The following is a 17,415-nucleotide window of genomic DNA, read 5'->3' on the forward strand; positions in this document are numbered from 1 at the left end:
CCAACGGGTGGTGGTCTGCCGGTCGCCGGGACCGCACGGTGATGTTCAGAGGTCGAAGGTCGTCGTGCCCTCGACGCGGGCGACGTCATGCCAAGCACCATCGGCCGCGGAGGCCACGATGGCCTCGTCGACCTCAGCGGCGCACCAGGCGTCAGCGGCCGAGGGAGCGAGCTGTTCTCCGGTGAGGATCGAGCGGATGAACTGGGCGGCCTCGATGGACTTCATGTCGTCGAATCCCATGGAGGTGCCGATGGCGGGCTGGTACCGGCTCCACTCTCCCCAGGCCGGGTTGGCCATGGCTCGGGTGTAGCCGTGGGTGGGGCCGCCATCGACGGTGGTGCAGACCTCGAGTTCGTTGAGACGCTCGAAGTTCCACCGGGCCGAGCCGTTCGTCCCGTAGACCTCGACGACGTACTCGGCGCGCGGGCCCACGCTCACGCGGGAGGACTCCATCGTGCCGATAACACCGTTCTCGAAACGGACGAGCATGCCGACGTAGTCCTCGTTCTCCACGGGGCCGGTCTCGTCGCCGATCTCAAAACCGGAGTGCCCCACGCCCATTTTCGTGGGGATCGGGCGTTCAGTGATGAAGGTGTCGGTGGTGGCGGTGACCGAGGCGATGCGTCCGACGATGTACTGGGCGAGATCGGCGCCGTGGCTCATGAGATCGGGGACGACACCGGCACCGGCCTTCTCACGAGAGGCACGCCAGGTGAGTGGCCCCTTGGGGGAGGCGTTGTAGTCGGCGATGAACCAGACGCGCACATTGGTGATCCGGCCGAGTTCCCCGGAGCGGACGAGGGTGCGCAGGTACTCGATGGCCGGGACATGACGGTAGTTGAACCCGACGGCGGTGACGAGGTCGGCCCGGGCCGCGGCCTGCGCAATGGTCCGGGACTGGTCGGCGTTGACACCCATCGGCTTCTCGATCCAGAAGGGCTTGCCGGCCTCGATGGCGGCCAGCGCGATCTCCTGGTGCAGGTAGTTCGGGGAACAGATGGACACGGCCTCCACCTGTGGGTCGGCGAGCAGTTCGTGGTAGTCGGAGAAGGCCCGTTCGAAACCGAGATCCTCGACGGCCGCCCGCCGTGCCTCGTCGATGGGGTCGGCCGCCGCCACGAGACGGGCCGCGACGCCCAGTTCGGGGAAGCGTTCCGAGACCGAGCGGTAGCTGCGGGCGTGGAGGCGTCCCATCCATCCCAGGGAGACGACGCCGACTCCGATCTGCTTCTTGCTGCTCATGGGTGTTCTCCTTCCCGGTCAGCAGTGACCGGTCGCGCAGTTTCCGACCTGCGCCGCACGATGTGTTCGAGGTGTGGAACGTGAGGTGCCATGAAAGATGTGCTAACGCGCGTCATCAATGACATGACAAAGGTAGCAACAGTCATCGGGGCGCCGCAAGATCCTGGTCCATCCGATTTCTTGCGTCCGGGACGAGGACGTCGTGTGAGCCCTGGGGATTCAGTCCTGTGGTGACGTCCGCAGACTCGAGCTGCGGACGACGAGTGTGGCCGGAACCGTCACATGCGCCACCGGGGCGTCAGCGGGGGCGAGCACAGCCGCGACGGAGGCCTCGGCCAGCCGGTCCGGTGACTGGTCCACGCTCGTGAGCGAGATCTCCTGGCGCGCCGCCAGTGATGAGTTGTCGTAGGAGACGATCCCGATGTCGGAACCGGGTGCGAGGCGGGCCGACAACACCGCCGCGATGAGATCGATGCCGAGCACATCGTTGTAGGCGACGGCGCCGAAAGGCTCCGTCGAGGTGGCGCGGGCCATCGCCAGGGCCTGGCCCGCGCCGTCGTCGCAGACGATCTCGGCGAAGTCGAGGCCTCTGCCCGCCGATGCCGCGCGGCAGGCCTCGCGCCGCTCGTTGAGCAGCGATTCGAACCGGCTGCGGGCGGGTGAGAAGAAGACCATCCGGCGGAACCCCTGGTCGGCGAGATGGTCGGTGATCTGCGCGGCGGCATCCGCCTCGTCGAGGCGGACCGTTGGGATGGACGGCTCGTCGAGGGCACGGTCCAGGACGCACAGCGGCACCTGCTCGGACAGGGCCAGGAGTTCCGACTGGCTCATCGAGGTGCCGGGCAGGATCAACCCGGCGGGGCGCATCGACAGGACGTCGTCCACCGTCGCCTGCTCGAGTTGCTCCTCCAGATCGGAGACGAGGACGATCAGGAGGTACCCGGCGGCACGGGCATGGTGGCGCAGGCGCCGCAACAGACGATCGAAGAAGGGATTGTCGAGATAGGGCAGGATGACCGCCAGGCGTCGCGAGCGCCGGGCCGCCAGCTCGGCCGCGGCGGCGTTCGGGTGGTAGTCGAGGTCTCGGGCGGCATCGAGAATGCGCCGGCGCGTCTGCTCCGACATGCGTCCCTCGCCCTTGAGTGCGAGTGAGACGAGTCCCCGTGAGACCCCTGCACGGGCCGCGACGTCCTGCTGCGTGGCGTGGGTCTCACGGTCGGGAACGGTCATGGGTGCTGATCCTCGGGTCGTCGATGGAACTCTTCCGCATTCTGACAGCAAAAGAGCCATCGTGCGTGCTGCGGTGGCGCTGCGATGGCTCGGTGTGTCCGGGAAGAATCGTTTTGGGTGTCGGTGGGCTCCCTTCGGGTCTTGCCGTGGTGCTGTCGGCGGTGGTCAGTTCTGGGCGAGCGCGTTGATGCCGGTGTAGACGCTCAGGAGGGTGGCGGCGCTGAAGACGAGGGTGCCGGTGAGCATCATGGCGGTCGTCGTGGTGGCGAGGCCGACGATGATCATGAGGATGCTCGCGGCGACGAGGGCGCCGGCGACGAGGGTGCCGACGATGGCCGAGGGGATGGTGGTGGTCTCGTGGCGGATCGTCGAGGCCTGGGTGGCGATGGTGTCGATGGCGGTCATGATGTTCTCCTTCGTGATGGAGTGCATGCCGCGACACCAGCCGCGACATGCACGACGGTGTACTCAGTCCCAGGGACGCCCTGGTCCTGCTGACGAGATCCACTATAGGTGTGGGTATTTGTTAGAACAAATGGGATCGTCTGGTGTTGCTCACGGTTGGCATCAGGGAACAAAAGGCCGGTGGCCGTGGTTCGTCGCCGGCTCTCGCGAGAGATCGTCATCGAACGCCGGGTCCTTGCCGATCGGCCTCACAGGAGCAGGAAGACCGAGGAGACGATCGTCAGGATGATCACGAGAACGTCGAAGACGGTGGTCCGGATGCGGCGGATGACGAACCTGCCGAGGAGTGTCCCCAGGGCCAGCGGCACCAGTAGCAGGGCGTCGATGCTCAGCGAGCGCGCCGAGAACAGTCCGAGCCCGGCCTGGAAGGGCACCTTCGCCAGGTTGACGAAGAAGAAGAAGTAGGCCTGCGTCCCCATGAAGCGCATGACGTCGAAGCCCGAGGCCACGAAGTACATCGTCATGGGCGGGCCGCCGGCATTGGCGACCATTGTGGTGAAACCCCCCAGCGACCCGTAGATCCAGCGTGCCGCGGGGTTCTGCGAGAAGGAATGAGCCGTCCCGCCGTGCCCTGGACGACTGCGGCGCCACATCATCCACAGCGTCACCGCGGTGAGCAGGAGCAGGATGACACCGATCATCCGTTTCATGTTCGCATCGTCGATGCGCCACAGGACGAGTGTCCCGGCGCCGAGCCCGACCAGGATCGCCGGCGCCAGCCGGCGCAGTGTCGACCAGTCGACGTCGTGGCGGTACATCCAGATCGCGTACAGGTCACCGGCGATGAGGAGGACGACCATCGCCGCGGTGGACTCGCGGGCCGGTAGGACGGCCGCGAACAGGGCGACCGACAAGGTGGCGAGCCCGGGCAGGGCGGTCTTCGCGATGCCGACGAAGAACGAGGCCATCGCCAGGACGGCCCACTGCATGATCATCAGGTCGAATGGAGCGGGCACGGGGTTCATCCTAGTGTTGCGGTGGCTGCGGAGGCGTGCTCGTGCCCGCCGATTGGGGCTTCGGCCCGCCGTGCGCACGGGGAGTCACGGGATTGCCGGTGAGGGCTGTGCGCACGGGTTGACCCGTGCGCACAGCCCTCTGGCCGGACCCCCGGGGAGCGGGTCGGCCGTCTCGGTCCTGACGGTCAGATCTTGGCGACGGCGGCCAACAGGTTGGATGCGGACACCTGCAGGCCTTCGACATTGCCGTACTCGGCGTCCTCGTGCTCGATGTTGACGTTCATGTCGGGATCGGCGTCCTGAATGGCACGCAGGAACTCGGCCCAGTAGTCGGTGTCGTGTCCCAGGCCGAAGGCGACGAACCGCCAGGCCGGGTCCTGGGGCCATGCGGAGCACCAGTAGCCATAGGCCGTCGGTGTCTTGTTCTCGGCGTCGGCGGGCACATGGCCGAAGTCGGTGTCGAGCACGCCGCGGTAGGCGACGCCCGGGAAGATCTTCGTGTCCTTGGCGTGGACGTGCCCGACAAGACTGCCCAGTCGCTTGGTTGCGGTGATCGGGTCCATCTGCTGCCAGAAGAGGTGCGAGGGGTCCATGTTCACTCGCAGGTTCGTGGAACCGGTCTCCTCGACGAGACGTTCGAAGGCGGGGATGTTGAAGACGAGGTTGCGCGGGTGCAGCTCCAGGCAGACCTTGACGTCATTGTCGCGGGCCAGTGCGTCGATCTCCTTGAAGAAGGGCACGACGACGGACCACTGGTAGTCGAGGATCTCCAGGTCGATCCCGTTCCACGGGTTGACGACCCAGGAGGCGTACTTGGCGGTGGGGTCGGTGCCGGGGGTGCCCGACATCGTGACGATCTCCTTGACGCCGAGCAGCCCGGCCAGCTTGATGGCGTTGCGGATGTCCTCGGCGTGCTTGAGGCCCTCGTTCGGCAGGGGCGAGACCGGGTTGCCCGAGGTGTTGAGGCCCGACAGGACCATGCCCTTGGATGCGAAGACGCCCAGGTAGTCATCGCGGGCCGCCTTCGAGGCGAGCAGGGCGTCGACGGGGCAGTGTGGCGAGGGGATGAAACCGCCGACGTTGACCTCGGCGCCGGTCAGGCCGGCTTCCTTGAGGATGTCGAGAGCCGCTTCGAGCGGACGGTCCTGGAGGCACGCGGTGTAGGCGCCGTAGGTGAGTGACATGGCAAAACTCCTTTGTTCTTCAGTGGGTCAGTTGAGGTGGGAGACGTCGACGGCTGCACCGTTGGCGGCGGCGGAGCGGGAGATGGCGTCCATGATCTGCATCTCGCGGTATCCGTCGGCGAAGGACGCGCACGGGGGCAGGCCCTCGACGCCGGCGACCTGCTGCAGGAAGGCGTATGCCTGGTAGGTGAACTGCTCGATCTGGGTGAGCCCGACACCGCCGAAGGCCATGGAGGAGCCACGGGCGAAGTAGGGGAAGTCGGGGTTGACCAGCACCTGGCGGGCGCCGCCCAGGCCGGCAGGAGAGTTGGTGTCGTCGACCTTGATCTCGCCGCAGCGGGCGAGATCCCAGGAGGCACGGCCCTTCGTGCCGAGCACGTCGATCATCATCGCATTCGGCATGTTCCAGGCGACCCGGGAGACCGAGAAGGTGCCGACCGCGCCGTTCGCGAAGTGGCCGGTGAAGGTGGCGACGTCGTCGTTGGTGACCGCCTCCATCTCAAGCTCCGAGGTGTCCAGGGTCGTGCCGCGGGTGACGTGGCCCTTGGCGACGGGGCGCTCCTTGATGGCGGTGGTCATGGCGCCCCCGGCGACGGAGACGAGCGGGCCGCAGATCGTCTCGGCCGTGTCGATGAGGTGGCTGCCGACGTCGCCCAGGGCACCGGATCCCATCGGGCCGCGGTAGCGCCAGGCCATCGGGGTGTTCGGGTCGACGCCGTAGTCGCACCAGTAGCGGCCCTCGAAGTGGTTGATCTCGCCCAGATGGCCCTCTGCGACGAGCTTCGCGATCTCGGCGACGGCGGCGTTGCGCCGGTAGGTGAAGCCGACGGATGTGACGACTCCGGCCTGGGCCTCGGCCTCGGCCATTGCCTTGGCGTTCTCGAGGGTGTCGGCGAGCGGCTTCTCGCACAGGACGTGCTTGCCCGCCCGGATCATGGCCTCGGCGATCTCACGATGCAGCGCATTGCCGACGACGATCGAGACGATGTCGATGTTCGAATCGTCGGCGACGTCGCGCCAGTCCTCGACGGCCTTCTCATAGCCGTAGCGCTCGGCCGCGTCCTCGGCGAAGGGCAGGTAGGCGTCGGCGATGGTGGCGAGCCGGATCTTGGGCAGTCCCAGGTCGTAGACGGTGCCGACCTGGCGCCACGCGTTGGCATGGGTCGTGCCGGCCATACCGGCACCGATGACGGCTACGGAAAGGGTTTTCGTGGTCATGTCGAACCTCTTCTCGTCTTCAGTGACGAAGCTAGTCCAGGGGAATTAACGCGCGTGAATAACGTGTTGTTACGAGTATGGGCCGAGCGCCGAAGAAGTGTCAACCCCTTGGTTCCCTGGTTTTCTGCGCCCTGCACGCTGCACCCGGTCGGGCGGCCGGGTTCACGGCGAGCGGCCTGGTCCGTGCGCGTCGCGAGGGGCAGACAATGCCGGGTGAGCCTGGACCTTGACCCACTGCTGGTTCGGGGTTCAATGCCCGCTGGCGGACCCGGCCGGGTCCGAGGAGTCCCTGATGGCGAGGGTGGGCTCCAGCACGACGTCGCGGGAACGCGTGGTCGCATCGTCGGCGCGCTCGCGCAGCAGGCGCACGGCAGTCGTCCCCAGCACGTCCTCGGGCTGGTCGACGCTGGTGAGGGAGAACTCCCCGCGCCTCGCCAGGTAGGTGTTGTCGTAGGAGACGAGGGCGACGTCGGTGCCCGGGTGCCGGTCCGTCTCGCGCAGCACCGGGACGGCGTCGATGGCGAGGATGTCGTTGTGGATGACGAGGCCGAGCGGTTCGGGGTGGGCCTGCAGCAGGTCGCGCACGGCCGGACCGGCGTCCTCGTCGCACTCGCGGACGTCCAGGGTCAGTCCGGTCGCCCGGGCGGCGCGACGCAGCGCTGACTCCCGCTCGAAACGGGAGGTGTCGTTCACGACGCGCGGTCCGACGTAGCCGACCGAGCGCATGCCGAGCCCGGTGAGGTGGCCGATGAGCAGCCGGGCGGCGGCCTCCTCGTCCACACGGACCGAGTCCACTCTTCCGCCGGGGCTGCGCCGTCCGATGAGGCAGACGGGCACCTCCTCACCGATGGCGATGAGGTCCTCGTCCGGTAGCCAGGGGGAGACGAGGATGAGCCCCATGACGCGGACGCTCAGCAGGCTCTCGATGGCGCGGTGGAGGACCTCGGGCTGCTCGGAGCCAACCGTGACGAAGAGGGCGAGGTCCCCGGCGCTCGTGGCGTCGCCCAGGGTGTGGGCGATCTGCTCGAAGAAGGCGTTGCGCAGGTTGGGCAGGACCAGGCCGATGGTCCTGGACTGCTGGCGGGCCAGGGAGGCCGCGGCGGCGTTGACTCGGTAGCCGAGCCGGTCGGCGGTCTCGGCGATGCGCCGCCGCGTCTCCTCGGCGACCTTGGGGGAGCCGTTCAGCGCCAGGGAGACCAGGCTGCGCGAGACCCCGGCGGCACGCGCCACGTCGTCCTGGGTGACGTCCTGTCCGCTCGTCGCCACGGGTCCTCCCTGTCTGACGGTGGGGCGGTCCGCCCCACCGTCAGCAGGTTACACGGGAGCGCTGTTGCGGCGCTGATCCCAGTCGGCGCTGCCCGGTAGCGGCGCTCAGGTGTTCCACGGGTGAGGAGCTGCGCTCCTGGCCGTTGACGGTGGTGTGCCGATCTCATGGATCTCGTGACCGGCACATGCTTCGCAGGTGACGTTGGCCTCCTGGATGCGAGCCACTGCGAACCAGCGGACGGCGGATCGCAGACGACACCACCCGATGAGGTACCAGCGGCCACCGGTGGAGGCGAACAGGATGGGCTCCACGTCACGGTGGCTGGTCACTCCTTCGCCGGATGTGTAGTCGATGCGGACCACGCGCTGGTCGGCCATCGCCTGTTCCAAGGCGGATCGGATCGCTCTCGACGGGACGCCGGCGCGGTTGACCCAGACGCGACTGGCCAACTGCTCGGCCCGTTCTCGGGTTCGCGGGTCCAGGACATCGACGATCTTGCGGGCTCCCGTGGCGGCCAGGTCGGAGTACGGTGCATCGGGCGATGCGGCAACCGCCGCCAGCAGGGCCATCGCCTGGACTGGGGACAGGTTCACGGGCGGGAGCGAGGCGCCCTGAGCCAGTCCGTACCCGCCGCCGGGGCCAGGACGCGACCAGATGGGAAGGCCGGCGCTCTCCAGGGCTGTCATGTCTCGTTTGATCGTGCGAACCGACACCTCGAACTCGTCGGCCAGTCGCTTGGCGCTGCACCCTTGTTTTCCACTGCGGCGCAAGGCCTCCGAGAGGGCGTGGAGCCGCTCGGACCGCTTCACGATCCAACCTGGAAGAAATTCATGCCAGAAATAGTGACACACCGTTGTCCACGAGGGCTGGAAGCATCGTGCCATGATGTCAACACCACAGCGTTCAGTCCTGCCCCTGATCGTGTTGGTTCCCGGCCACTGGCTGGGGGCCTGGGCCTGGGACGAGGTGCTCGCTCACCTCAGAACCGCAGGCCTCCGAGCCGTTGCGTTGACCCTTCCCGGGCTTGACGACCAGGACCCGCGGCGCTCCTCGAGGACCCTCGAGGAGCAGGCCGCAGCGATTCAGGCAGTCGTCGAGTCCGTGCCCGAAGGCGTCGTCCTCGTCGGCCACAGCGGCGCCAATGCTCCGGTCAGCCTCGTCCTGGATCGAACCCCGGAACTGATTCGGCGCGTCGTGTGGGTCGATTCCGGCCCGGTTGCGCCCGGGAACGTGTTCGCTCCGGATCTTGCCGAGTCCGTCGAAGAGCTGCCGTTGCCCTCCTTCGACGCGCTGGGGGAGCGGGCCAGTCTCGAAGGTCTCAGCACCGACGACCTCGATCGCTTCCGTGCCAGGGCCGTCCCCGAGCCTGGTCCCGTGCTGCGGGCGGCTGTCCAACTGACCAATGACGCCCGGCTGAGGGTTCCGACCACACTGGTGTGCTGCTCCATCCCCGGCCCGCGGGTACTGGAGCTGGCCCAGGTGGGCGATCCCATGTTCGCTGAGGTGGCCAGGCTCGAACACGTGGAGGTCATCGACCTGCCCACGGGCCACTGGCCGATGTGGAGCCGTTCCACAGACCTTGCCGAGGCGATCCGTGAAGCGGCCCTGTCCACCTGAGCGGACTTCCCCGCAGGAATGAGCGGACCCGCCGGCGATCGGGTGAATCGACGTGGACCGCTTCGCCGCGCCCACGCTGCGGCGGAAGGAACAGGGCCGGGTTCTGCTCACGGCTGTCCGGTGAGCAGAACCCGGCCCATGTCGTGGCAGGGGTCAGGGATCGATCGCGGTTCAGGAGGCGAGGCGGATGACCTCGCCGGTGCGGGCGGACGTCGTGGCCGCCTCGGCCAGCCGCAGGGCCTCGACGGCGTCAGCGATGCCGGTGGGAGGCGTGGTGCCGGCCTCGACGGCCTCGATGAAGGCGGACAGCTCCAGGCGGTAGGCGTCGGCGTAGCGTTCGAGGAAGAAGTCCAGGTAGGGCTCCTGGGCGTCGGTCACCTCGGCGTTGGACAGCCGTACCGTCGTGCCGCGGATGTTCTCGGCGAACAGGGCGCCGTTCCTGCCCGATGCCTCCAGCCGCTGGTCGTATCCGGAGGCGCAGTGGCGGTTGTTGATGATCGTCGCCACGGCACCGGACGCCGCCTTGAGGGTGACGACGGCGGCGTCGAAGTCGCCGGTCTCCTTGATGGCCGGGTCGAGGTTCTGACCCACCGCGTGCAGCTCGACGATGTCGCCCAGGAAGAAGCGTGCGGTGTCGAAGTCGTGGATCGTCATGTCGCGGAAGATGCCGCCGGACACCTTGATGTACTCGACCGGGGGCGCGGCCGGGTCACGGCTGATGATGGTCAGCTGCTCCAGCGCACCGATCCGGCCTTCTTGCACGGCGGCGCGAACCGCGGCGAACGAGGGGTCGAAGCGGCGGTTGAAACCGAACATGACGGGCGTGCTGATGGCGTCAAGATCGGTCTGTGCGGCCTCGACATCGGCCATGTCCAGGGCGATCGGCTTCTCGCACAGAACGGCCTTGCCGGCCTTCGCCGCCGCGACGAGGTGGGGGATGTGCAACGGGGTGGGGGAGCCGACGATGACCGCGTCGACCTTCGGATCGGCGAAGGCCTCCTCGGCGTCCTTGGCCGCCCTGGCCCCGTAAGGTGCTGCGAGCTGCTCGGCGGCGTCGCCGACGGGATCGCAGACGAGGGCGAGTGAGGCCTTGGGGTGCCCCGCGATGGTGCGCGCATGGACATGACCGATGCGGCCGGCGCCGATGACGGCGATGTTGAGCATGGTGTTCCTTGTCTGATCGGATGGACTGGGTGATTGGCTGCCGATGTCGATGACATCACAGTGGACGGCTGGGGCATGATGACGTCCCGCACGAGGGCATCCAGGTCGGCATCGGCCTGGAGGAAGCCACGCAGCGTACGGACGGTGGCGCCGAAGGTGTCGAACTCCTCCGGGGTCATGCCGTCGGGCTCGTAGGCGCGGACGAACTCGGGGATGCTCTGGAGGGTCTTCATGATCTCGGGAGCGACCGGCACGTCGATGCGGCTGACGGCCTTGTAACCGGAGTTGTTGATGAGCTGCTGCCACTTGAACGGCGGGGAGACGACCAGGTCGCCGCCGACCAGTTCGGACCAGTGCATGACATTGCGGAAGGCGGCCGACAGCACGCGGGCACGCAGCCCGCGGGACTGGAACTCCTGGTAGGCGCGCTTGAGCGCCGCCACGCCGGCCCACTCGAGGTGACCGGGGTCGATGAACAGGTCGTTCTTCTTGGCGACGATCTTGATCCAGTCGTCCAGACGCCCGCCCATGAGGGTGACGACCGGGCCCATCGTGGAGACGTCCTTGCCCTCTGCCTCACGGCGCTTGAGACCACGCTCGATGGCCTCGCCGGTGGCGACCGCCTGCGGAACGGAGAAGGAGACCGTCACGTTGACCGAGACGCCACGGTAGGTGGCGTCCTCGATCGCCTTGATGCCCACCGAGGTGGCGGGGATCTTGACGATGATGTTCTTGGCCAGCTTGGAGAACTCCTCGGCCTGGTCGGCCAGGGCCTTCGCATTGCGAGCCAGACGCGGGTCGGTCTGGATGGAGAGCCGACCGTTGCGTCCGTTCTGCTCGTCGAAGATGGGCTCGAGCAGCTTGGCGGCCTCGATGCTCAGCTCGCGCACGACCTGCCAGCCGATCTCGGACTCGGTGGCCTCGGGCATCTCCTCGGCCAGCTCGGCGATGCGGGGGAGCCATACGTCCTTGCGCTGGTTGATGCAGGTGAAGGCAATCGCCGGGTTGCAGGTTGCGCCCACGGCGCCGAAGGAGATCGACTGGCTCAGTTCATCGGGATCGGCCGAGTCGTTCCACAGAGCGGTCGGGGTGTTCCGCGACGCGTCGAGGAGGGGGCCTGGAGTGTATTCAATGGTCATGCGCTGCTTCTCCTATGCGGTTGGACCTCGCGCCCCGCCGTCGGTGCCGGGGTGCGTCTGACATTCATTGAAGCCCCTCCGGGGGTGGGATGTCAACTAATGTCATGACAAATGATCCGGCTGGAGCGTCGCTTCGGGCAAGGTGTGGAGCTTGCCCGGCTGGGTGGGTCGTATAGTGAGTCATCGGCCGTGATGGTTCGTTGAGCCACGGTATTGGCGCGTTCCAAAAAAGTTCGTGGACGGGCCTTCCCAAATCCTGATTGTCATGACAATATGAGGGAAACATCGACACCGCCGTTGATTGAACAGGAGCAGCACCTGTGGTTGACATCGCCCTAGACCCGAACATGTACTACATGACCATGTCGGCGCCGGACACCCTGCGCAAGGCAGCTGAGCTCGGCTTCTCGTACGTGGAGCTCTCGCCCCGCTCGGACTTCCACTTCTGGCACCACTACCCGAAGGCCGACAGGGCCTACATCGACGAGTTGAACAAGACGCAGAAGGAGACCGGCGTCACCATCCGCACCCTCAACCCGGTCTTCAACTGGTCCGCCGTCGACGAGCAGGAACGGCAGGCCCAGGTGCGCAACTGGCGCCGGCTGCTGGAGATCGCCGACCAGCTGGACGTGCGCGACATCGTCTCGGAGTTCTCGGGTGACCGCAACCGGGCCCGCGAGTCCGAGCACCAGTGGTACCACTCCATCGAGGAACTCACGCCCGCCTTCGAGCGCTACGGGATCAACCTCATCATGGAGGCGCACCCCTACGACTTCGTCGAACTGCACGACCGTGCCCTGGAGATCGTTCGCGGCGTCGACAAGGACTGGATCGGTTACGAGTACTGCTGCCCGCACACCTTCCACCTGTCCGACGGCGCCGGCGACGCCGCCCGGATGATCCGTTCCGCGGCTGCGGCGGGCAAGCTGCGCGAGGTGCACGTCTCCGACGCCTTCAACCATCGCGCCAATGACGGCAACCGCTACATCGTGAACCCGCCGGGTGCCGATGTCACGGTCCACCAGCACAACGCCATCGGTCAGGGCGAGGTCCCTTGGGGCGAGGTCTTCCAGACACTGCGCGAGGTCGGTTTCGACGGCATCATGTCCGTGTGCATCTTCGGCTGGCACGAGTACGCCGACGAGTACAACAAGGCTGCGCTGGAGCGCCTGACCGCCGAACTCGGCGCCTGATTCCCGGATCGGTCGCCTTGTGCGCCGCGAAGGCGACCGATCCCTCTGCTTCCTTCCCATCGTTGGGAGGGGCAGCCCCTCTCGCGGCGCGTCCCCTAACCTGTCCATGACGACAGGCCCTTCAAGGAGAAAACATGTCCTCATCACCCGTCGCGGCGGCGGATTACAGCCGCGAGAAGCTCCAGGAGCTGGTCGACAAGACCCCTCCGTCGGGCAAGAAACGCTCGCTGGGGCTCATCGCGCTGGTGGCCACACTCGGCTCGCTGCTGTTCGGCTACGACACCGGCGTCATCTCCGGCGCCCTTCCCTACATGTACCTGCCCACCGATGCCGGCGGTCTCGCCCTGAAGACCTGGGAGGAGGGCCTGGTCGGCACCTTCCTGTGCATCGGTGCCGCGCTGGGCGCCTCGATCGGCGGCAAGCTCTCCGACAAGTACGGACGCCGGCACAACATCACCATGCTGGCGGTCGTCTTCCTCGTCGGTGCGCTGGGCTGCACCATCTCGCCGAACATCTGGATCCTGTACGCCTTCCGCATCATCCTCGGCTTCGCCGTCGGCGGCGCCTCCGCCACTGTTCCGGTCTTCCTCGGCGAGACGGCGCCGAAACGCATCCGCGGCACGCTGGTCGCCGTCGACCAGATGATGATCGTCTTCGGCCAGTTCCTCGCCTACGGGATGAACGCCATCCTCGCCCAGGTGCACGGCGGCCCGGAGGCGACGATGGCGAACGACGTCGTCAACAGCGCCGGTGAGACCGTCGCCAGGGCCGGCCAGACCGTCTCCTGGGAGACCGTCCAGAACCTGGCCAATGTCGCGGTCACGTCCGGCAACGGCATGACCTGGCGCTACATGCTCGTACTGGCCTCCATCCCCGCCATCGCCCTGTGGATCGGCATCCGCCTCATGCCCGAATCCTCCCGCTGGTACGTGGCCAATCTGCGCATTCCGGAGGCCATCGGCTCCCTCAAGCGCGTGCGCAACGAGGCCAAGGACGGCCCCATCGCCGACGAGGTCGACGAGATGCTCGAGATCCAGCGCAAGGAGGCCAACCAGGAGAAGTGGAAGCTGTCCCAGATCTGGAACACCAAGTGGACCCGGCGGCTGCTCATCATCGGCATCATTCTGGGTCTGGCAGACCAGATGACCGGCATCAACACGGCCATGTACTACACGCCGAAGGTGCTGTCGGCCGCCGGCCTGCCCATGAGCGATGCCATCTCGCTCAACGTCGTCTCCGGCGGTGTGTCCTTCATCGGCTCGGCCGTCGGCCTGTGGATGGTCACGAAGTTCGCCCGTCGGCACGTCGGCATCTACCAGGAGACCAGCATCGTCATCTCGCTGAGCCTGCTGGCCGCGGTGTTCTTCTTCCTCATCCAGCCCTTCCAGAACGAGGACGGCGACATCATCGGCGCCCCGACCTTCGCGCCCTTCCTCGTGCTCATCATCGTGAGCCTGTTCGTCTTCGCCAAGCAGTCGGGCACGGTCACCTGGGTCCTTGTCGCCGAGATCTTCCCCAGCAAGATCCGCGGCACTGCCATGGGCCTGGCCGTCGGCGCGCTGTGGATCGCCAACGCCATCGTCTCGGCCGTCTTCCCGATCATGATGAAGGGCCTGGGCGGTGCCCTGACCTACCTCATCTTCGCCCTGGTCAACGTGCTCTCGCTCATCTTCTACATCAAGTTCGTCCCCGAGACGAAGTACGACTCCCTGGAGGAACTCGAGGAGCGCTTCGAGAAGGAGTACAGCTGACGGTACTGGCCTGACCCGGGTCTGACCGCCCGAGCGCAATCGGTTCGCCCCGTGTCCCCGAGGGACACGGGGCGAACTCGTCCCATCGCCGCCACGAGGTCGCTCGCGTGGGCCCGCTGGGCCCACCGCTGCCGGGACGGAACCGCCGCCGGTGACGCACACGTTGGGCGCGGTGGTCCCTCTTCCCGGCGCATCGGGGCGACGAATCGCTCGCAAGGCCGTCCGCGGGCGAGTTCTCGCCGACGGGCTCACGCCGCGCGTGGCGGTGAGGTCGAACCGCGGGCGACCAGGTGAGGCGTGAGGCAGTGCCTCTGGCGTCTCCTGTGGGTCATCCTGCGCGATCTGCGCGAGAACACATCGACGGCGAGGACGTCCTGGTGTGCGGCGTTCTGGTTGACTGACGTGAGATCCCATCCGGGCGGCGATGACGGTGTCGTCGTGGCTGACGACCGAGACATCGCGGGGCACCGACAGCCCGTGCTGAGACAACGCGTTGAGGGCCCCATGGCCTGGACATCGTTGCGCAGAAGATCGCGGTGGGCAGCCGTCCCTCATCGATGAGGCCAGCGGTCGCATCGGCGGCCCCATCGGCAGTGACAGGGGAGAACACCACACGGCCCCGCAAGCCGCGATTGGCCATGGGCAGACCGGAAACCTGCGGCGCGTTCCTCATAGGGAATGTCGGCGGGCAGGGCCAAGTGGACGATGTCACGGTGTACGAGCCCCGCAAGATGGTCGACGGCCGGCTCAGCCCCTCAGCGGGTCGTTGCAGTAGATGCTGGTGACCCCGTTCATCTCGATCTTCCGGGTGACTGCGACCACGGGCAGCGAGTTGACGGCGGCCCCGAGGGCCGTCGTCAACCCGGCATGACCCGCCAGGACGATCCCGTCGGGCCTCAGGGTGACAAGGTCACGCAGCCTGCGGTCCTCCCAGGCGATGTCGAAACCGCCCTGCATGACGATGACCCGGTGACCCTGTTCGCGCACAAGACCGGCAAGACTCTCGAAGACATCGATGAAGACCGGGTTGGCCAGCGATTGTGCCAGGAAACCGATGATGCAGTGCGAGCGATTGCCGGCCGATGAGGTGGCGATCTGGTTGCTGAGGTAACCGAACGAGGTCACCGCCTCGAGGATCTTCTGGCGCTTTCGGCCGCGACGTGTTCGAAACCGCCTGGTCAGCGAGACGGGCGGCCGTGACACGCCGTCGGTGCGTTCCCGTCAACATCCGAGCGAGAGCAGCTGTCCGGCCGCGAGAAAAGGGTGGTGGCCCACGGCGTCGTGCCGTGGGCCACCACCCTTGGAGAGTCACTCACCCGGCCCTCAGGTGTGCTCATCGGGCCGGAAGCGACAGGGACGTCACTCCTCGCGCTGGAAGGACATCGTCGCCGCGTAGGTCTTCTCAGAAGGCCAGCGAGAGGTGATCGCCTTGGCGCGGGTGTAGAACTTGACGCCCTCGGGGCCATGGATGTGGGTGTCGCCGAGCAGCGACTCCTTCCAGCCGCCGAAGGAGTAGTAGGCGACCGGGGTCGGAATCGGCACGTTGACGCCGACCATGCCGGCCTCGGTGTCCAGCGTGAAGCGGCGGGCGACGCCACCGTCGTTCGTGAAGATCGCCGAACCGTTGCCGTAGGGCGAGGCGTTGACGATCTTGATGGCCTCGTCGTAGTTGTCGGCGTGGACGATGGTCAGGACCGGGCCGAACACCTCCTCGGTGTAGGCCGGGGCATCGAGCGGCACGTCGTCGATGATGGTCGGGCCGAGGAAGTGGCCGTTCTCGTGCCCCGGGATCACCAGGGAACGCCCGTCGAGCACCACATTGGCGCCCCGCTGCTCGGCGTCGTCGATGAGACCGGTGATGCGCTGCTTGGCCTTCGCATCGATGACCGGGCCCATCTCGACGCCCTCGTCCATGCCGTAACCGACCTTGATCTTCTCGGCGTTGGCCTTGACCCGCTGGGCCAGGTCCGGGCCGATGCCGCCCACGGCGACGACGACCGGCAGCGCCATGCAGCGCTCACCGGCGGCGCCGAAGGCGGCGGCCGAGATGTGCTGGGCGGCGAAGTCCAGATCGGCGTCGGGCATGACGATCGCATGGTTGTTTGCCCCGCCGAGCGCCTGGACGCGCTTGCCGTGCGCCACGCCCGTGTCCTGGATGATGTGCGCCACCGGTGTCGACCCGACGAAGGAGATCGCGTTGATACCAGGGTGCTCCAGGATCTGGGTGACCATGTCACGCCGGCCGGCCACGACGTTGAAGACGCCGTCGGGCAGACCGGCCTCCTTGTAGAGCTGTGCCGTGAGCAGGGACGCGGAGGGCGTCGGCGATGCCGGCTTGAGGATGAACGCGTTGCCGGTGGCGATGGCCAGCGGGTGCATCCACATCGGGACCATGGCCGGGAAGTTGAAGGGGCAGATGCCGGCGACGACGCCGACCGGCTGGCGCAGCGTGTGGATGTCGACGCCGGTGGAGATGTCGTAGGAGTACTCGCCCTTGAGGGCCACATTGATGGCGGTCGCGAAGTCGAGGGTCTCACGGCCCCGCTGGATCTCGCCGATGGCATCGGAGTAGTTCTTGCCGTGCTCGGCGACGATCAGCTCGGCCATCTCGTCCTGGTGGTCCAGGACCAGCTGGCGCATGCGGAACATGATCTCGACGCGCTTGGCCAGGGAGAACTTCGCCCACTTCTTCTGGGCCTCGGTGGCCACCTCGACGGCATGGTCGAGATCGGCCGCCGAGGCCTGGAGCAGCTCCGCCTCGACCTCACCGGTTCCGGGGTTCTCGACGGGGATGCGCCCCGCCGGCGTGCCGGTGTACGGCGCACCATTGATCCAGTGCTCAATCGTCTTCATTGTCCGTGAACTCCTCTGGAGTGTGTTTGTGTGTATGAGCGAGTGATCGGCGGCCGGGCGTCGCCCGGCCACCCACGGGCCACCCTTCGGACCCTGTCTGGGGGCAGATGGATGTCACTCGCCACCCGTTGGTCAG

General features: G+C 67.1%; 14 protein-coding genes and 1 pseudogene. 3 read left to right on the top strand and 12 right to left on the bottom strand.

All coding sequences use genetic code 11. The annotated features are described in order from the left end of the window. Positions 1–45: 45 nt before the first annotated feature. From PROPJV5_RS00065 to PROPJV5_RS00100, 8 genes are all read right to left on the bottom strand, one after another. On the bottom strand, positions 46–1,242 hold the full coding sequence (locus tag PROPJV5_RS00065; RefSeq protein ID WP_119714319.1) for a Gfo/Idh/MocA family protein: 1,197 nt from the start codon (positions 1,240–1,242) through the stop codon (positions 46–48). Between the two features lie 219 nt (positions 1,243–1,461). Next, positions 1,462–2,472 (bottom strand): LacI family DNA-binding transcriptional regulator, encoded by a 1,011-nt coding sequence (locus PROPJV5_RS00070; RefSeq protein WP_119714320.1) that lies wholly within the window; start codon positions 2,470–2,472, stop codon positions 1,462–1,464. Between the two features lie 165 nt (positions 2,473–2,637). Continuing rightward, positions 2,638–2,904 carry a hypothetical protein gene (locus PROPJV5_RS00075; protein WP_119714321.1) on the bottom strand — a complete coding sequence of 89 codons (267 nt, stop codon included), beginning with the start codon at positions 2,902–2,904 and terminating at the stop codon, positions 2,638–2,640. A gap of 221 nt (positions 2,905–3,125) precedes the next feature. Further along, the gene (locus PROPJV5_RS00080) at positions 3,126–3,893 is read right to left on the bottom strand and encodes a sulfite exporter TauE/SafE family protein (protein WP_420812702.1); all 768 of its coding nucleotides are present in this window, start codon (positions 3,891–3,893) and stop codon (positions 3,126–3,128) included. Positions 3,894–4,078: 185 nt separating this feature from the next. Next, the gene (locus tag PROPJV5_RS00085) at positions 4,079–5,077 is read right to left on the bottom strand and encodes a sugar phosphate isomerase/epimerase family protein (protein ID WP_119714323.1); all 999 of its coding nucleotides are present in this window, start codon (positions 5,075–5,077) and stop codon (positions 4,079–4,081) included. A 27-nt stretch (positions 5,078–5,104) separates the two neighbouring features. Then, positions 5,105–6,295 carry a Gfo/Idh/MocA family protein gene (locus tag PROPJV5_RS00090; protein WP_119714324.1) on the bottom strand — a complete coding sequence of 397 codons (1,191 nt, stop codon included), beginning with the start codon at positions 6,293–6,295 and terminating at the stop codon, positions 5,105–5,107. A 249-nt stretch (positions 6,296–6,544) separates the two neighbouring features. Then, the gene (locus PROPJV5_RS00095; protein ID WP_119714325.1) at positions 6,545–7,561 is read right to left on the bottom strand and encodes a LacI family DNA-binding transcriptional regulator; all 1,017 of its coding nucleotides are present in this window, start codon (positions 7,559–7,561) and stop codon (positions 6,545–6,547) included. Positions 7,562–7,666: 105 nt separating this feature from the next. Then, positions 7,667–8,371, bottom strand: a complete 705-nt coding sequence (locus PROPJV5_RS00100; protein ID WP_119714326.1) for a helix-turn-helix transcriptional regulator — start codon at positions 8,369–8,371, stop codon at positions 7,667–7,669. Between the two features lie 73 nt (positions 8,372–8,444). Here PROPJV5_RS00100 and PROPJV5_RS00105 point away from each other — a divergent pair, with 73 nt between their 5' ends. Beyond that, a complete protein-coding gene (locus PROPJV5_RS00105) occupies positions 8,445–9,179 on the top strand; it encodes an alpha/beta fold hydrolase (RefSeq protein ID WP_220474271.1) in 735 nt (244 codons plus the stop codon). Between the two features lie 171 nt (positions 9,180–9,350). On the opposite strand, the gene iolG is transcribed toward PROPJV5_RS00105, so the two are convergent. Continuing rightward, complete coding sequence (iolG, locus tag PROPJV5_RS00110; RefSeq protein WP_119714327.1) at positions 9,351–10,343, bottom strand: inositol 2-dehydrogenase; 993 nt, start codon at positions 10,341–10,343, stop codon at positions 9,351–9,353. A gap of 71 nt (positions 10,344–10,414) precedes the next feature. Then, positions 10,415–11,482, bottom strand: a pseudogene (locus tag PROPJV5_RS00115) (transaldolase family protein); the annotation flags it as partial. A 347-nt stretch (positions 11,483–11,829) separates the two neighbouring features. Between PROPJV5_RS00115 and PROPJV5_RS00120 the strand changes: the two are divergent. Together PROPJV5_RS00120 and PROPJV5_RS00125 are read left to right on the top strand one after the other, a co-directional pair. Then, positions 11,830–12,675, top strand: a complete 846-nt coding sequence (locus PROPJV5_RS00120; protein WP_119714637.1) for a sugar phosphate isomerase/epimerase family protein — start codon at positions 11,830–11,832, stop codon at positions 12,673–12,675. Between the two features lie 188 nt (positions 12,676–12,863). Beyond that, positions 12,864–14,426, top strand: coding sequence for an MFS transporter (locus PROPJV5_RS00125; RefSeq protein WP_220474293.1), 1,563 nt, complete (start codon positions 12,864–12,866; stop codon positions 14,424–14,426). 747 nt (positions 14,427–15,173) lie between these two features. Here the strand turns inward: PROPJV5_RS00125 and PROPJV5_RS00130 are convergent. Together PROPJV5_RS00130 and PROPJV5_RS00135 are read right to left on the bottom strand one after the other, a co-directional pair. After that, entirely contained in the window at positions 15,174–15,551 is a 378-nt protein-coding gene (locus PROPJV5_RS00130) for a LacI family DNA-binding transcriptional regulator (protein ID WP_182858494.1), read from the bottom strand. Positions 15,552–15,785: 234 nt separating this feature from the next. Then, positions 15,786–17,279, bottom strand: a complete 1,494-nt coding sequence (locus PROPJV5_RS00135; RefSeq protein WP_119714330.1) for a CoA-acylating methylmalonate-semialdehyde dehydrogenase — start codon at positions 17,277–17,279, stop codon at positions 15,786–15,788. Positions 17,280–17,415: the final 136 nt, after the last annotated feature.

It is taken from the genome of Propionibacterium ruminifibrarum, assembly GCF_900289195.1.
GTDB classification, from domain to species: domain Bacteria; phylum Actinomycetota; class Actinomycetes; order Propionibacteriales; family Propionibacteriaceae; genus Propionibacterium; species Propionibacterium ruminifibrarum.